Source organism: Idiomarina sp. ST20R2A10 (assembly GCF_051842345.1).
Lineage (GTDB): Bacteria > Pseudomonadota > Gammaproteobacteria > Enterobacterales > Alteromonadaceae > Idiomarina > Idiomarina loihiensis.
In genome coordinates this window covers 1-2,179 of record NZ_JBNIEY010000021.1, presented here as the reverse complement: position 1 = coordinate 2,179, position 2,179 = coordinate 1, and the positions used below count along the sequence as shown (strand labels likewise).

Annotated in this window: 3 protein-coding genes; all 3 read right to left on the bottom strand. The window is 52.4% G+C overall.

The genetic code is table 11. The features are described from left to right. The coding region (gene tnpC, locus ACP7H9_RS14125; protein ID WP_439222922.1) for an IS66 family transposase at positions 1-1,331 on the bottom strand (1,331 nt) is incomplete at its 3' end. A gap of 113 nt (positions 1,332-1,444) precedes the next feature. Further along, positions 1,445-1,801, bottom strand: a complete 357-nt coding sequence (gene tnpB, locus ACP7H9_RS14120; RefSeq protein WP_034823194.1) for an IS66 family insertion sequence element accessory protein TnpB — start codon at positions 1,799-1,801, stop codon at positions 1,445-1,447. Next, entirely contained in the window at positions 1,798-2,097 is a 300-nt protein-coding gene (tnpA, locus tag ACP7H9_RS14115; RefSeq protein WP_034823196.1) for an IS66 family insertion sequence element accessory protein TnpA, read from the bottom strand. The genes tnpB and tnpA overlap by 4 nt, the downstream gene beginning before the upstream one ends. Positions 2,098-2,179: the final 82 nt, after the last annotated feature.

Genomic DNA, 2,179 nt, shown 5'->3' with positions numbered 1-2,179 from the left:
TCGATATTAACGTGGCCGTCATGCAGATAAACCTGCAGTTTATCCCATTGTTTGAGCGTGTAATGGATGGCTTTGCCGAGCAGTGACTGCGGGTTGACCTGCAGCGCCGACTTATCCAGCCAGGTTTTTAGCTTGTCCATCACAGGCTGTGCTAAGGCGTCACGTTTTTCCTGCTTTTGCGCCGGGCCGTCATCTTTGATTTTCTGCTCAATGCCGTACAGCTTCTGGATAAAGCTCAGCGCCTGGTCGGCTTTACCGCTTTTGCCTTTGCCCTGTACGGTTTTGGCCTCAATAAACTTACGACGGGCATGCGCCCAGCAGCCGGCTAGCTGTGCTCCGGTTTGCTCATAGCCCTGATAGCCGTCCACCTGCAGTGGACCGCAATAGTCAGCTAAAAACGCAGCGGGATGTGCACCACCGCGCCCGTCCTGATAATCATACAGCACGATATTCGGTGATTTATCCGGCCTTGGCTTATCGGTGCCACAGCCGTAAACCCACATGTAGCATTTGGATTTATCCACATCGAGCACGTTTAAGGTCGTCTCATCAGCCCATAAAGCCGGCTGTTTTAGCAGGATGTCACGCATGCGTTGATAAAGCGGCCGCAGTTTCTCGCTGACGGTCAACATCCAGCGACTCATGGTTTGACGGCTCAGCTCAATGCCGTATTGTTTAAACATCGCTTCCTGACGATACAGCGGTAACCCGAACTGGAACTTGGCGCTGATGATTTGTGCAAGCAAGCTCGGCGTTGCGATGCTTTTGGGCATGATGCTCGGCTGGACCGGTGCGATTTTGACAGCGGTTTCCGTGCCGTGCTTTTCGCACGCCCGGCAGCTGTATTTCGGACGTACATGACGCAGCACTTTAATGCTTGCCGGAATAAACTCCAGCTCTTCGCTGGTTTCCTCGCCCATGCGGTGTAAATCATGACCACAGCAGTCGCAGACTTTGTCTTCGTCCGGGATATCGTGCAGCACCTCTTCGCGCGGCAGTGACTCATCAATGCGCGGGCGACGAGGTTTCTGACGGGTGTAAGTAATGGTCTGGCTTTGGTCTTCGGCGACTTCGTCAGCCGTCGGTTCAAGAGCGTCTTCCAGCTCATTAAACAACTCGCCCTGACCGGGCAGCCCTTCGCTGCTGGCACCGAAGCGTTTTTGCAACGACAGTTGCCATTGCTCCATCATATAACGGATTTTCTGTTGCCAACGTTGCTCTTCCAGAGCCATTTCTGTCTGGAGTTTTTCGCGTTCAGATTGCAACTCGAGAACCATTTTTTGCAGGCTCTCGACATCATCCGGGAGTTGTTTAATGTCGCTCGTTTTCATGAGGCTATTATACCCCATGAAAACGCTGCAAGCCTCTATTTTATTGACTTTACTTAGACCGATTAGCGATCGTAAAACGGTTTTTATGCAGGATCCTTATAAACCGTTTTCGATCAGATTGTGGCACTAAAATGCAATGGCTGATGGCCTTTCATCAGAGTGATATCCAGGCCCTCGAGCAGCCACTGCCATTGTTGTTCGCTTAGCTTGAGCACATCGCCGGAGAGTTTTCTCGGCCATTTAAATTTGTTCTTTTCCAGCCGCTTATACCAAAGACAAAAGCCGGTTTTGTCCCAGTAAAGCGCCCGGACTTTATCGCGCTGGCGGTTGCAGAACACAAACACGGCACCGCTGAACGGCGAGCGGTCCATCTCGGCTTCGACAATAGCGCTGAGGCCATTAATGCTCTTGCGAAAGTCGACCGGCTGCTTATACAGATAAATCGCCGGCGGCTCGACAAACATCTTCATGCGCTGAGGGCTTTGACCAGCTCGGCCACCCAGCGGGGAGATACTGACATTGGCAATACTAACTGCGCGTCACCGACGCGAACCTGCATGGCAGCTGCGGATGCCGGCGACGACTCAGCCGCTACCCGTGCAAAGCCTGCACCGTCGGCATCCTGCTGTAATCGACGGCGGCGCTGGCTAAAGTAGTCCGGATTAATACCTTGAGCTTCACAAAACGTCTTGCGGCTTAGCCCGCTTTGCTCAAATTCATCAATTAGCGCCTGCCACTGCGCTTTAGAGCGGTATTCTCGACTCATAAATCACCTCGTTGGTTAGAACGTGGCGATAAATTAGGCTATCTGCAAAGTGGTGACTAGGCGTGGTTTATGTGACGCTTAC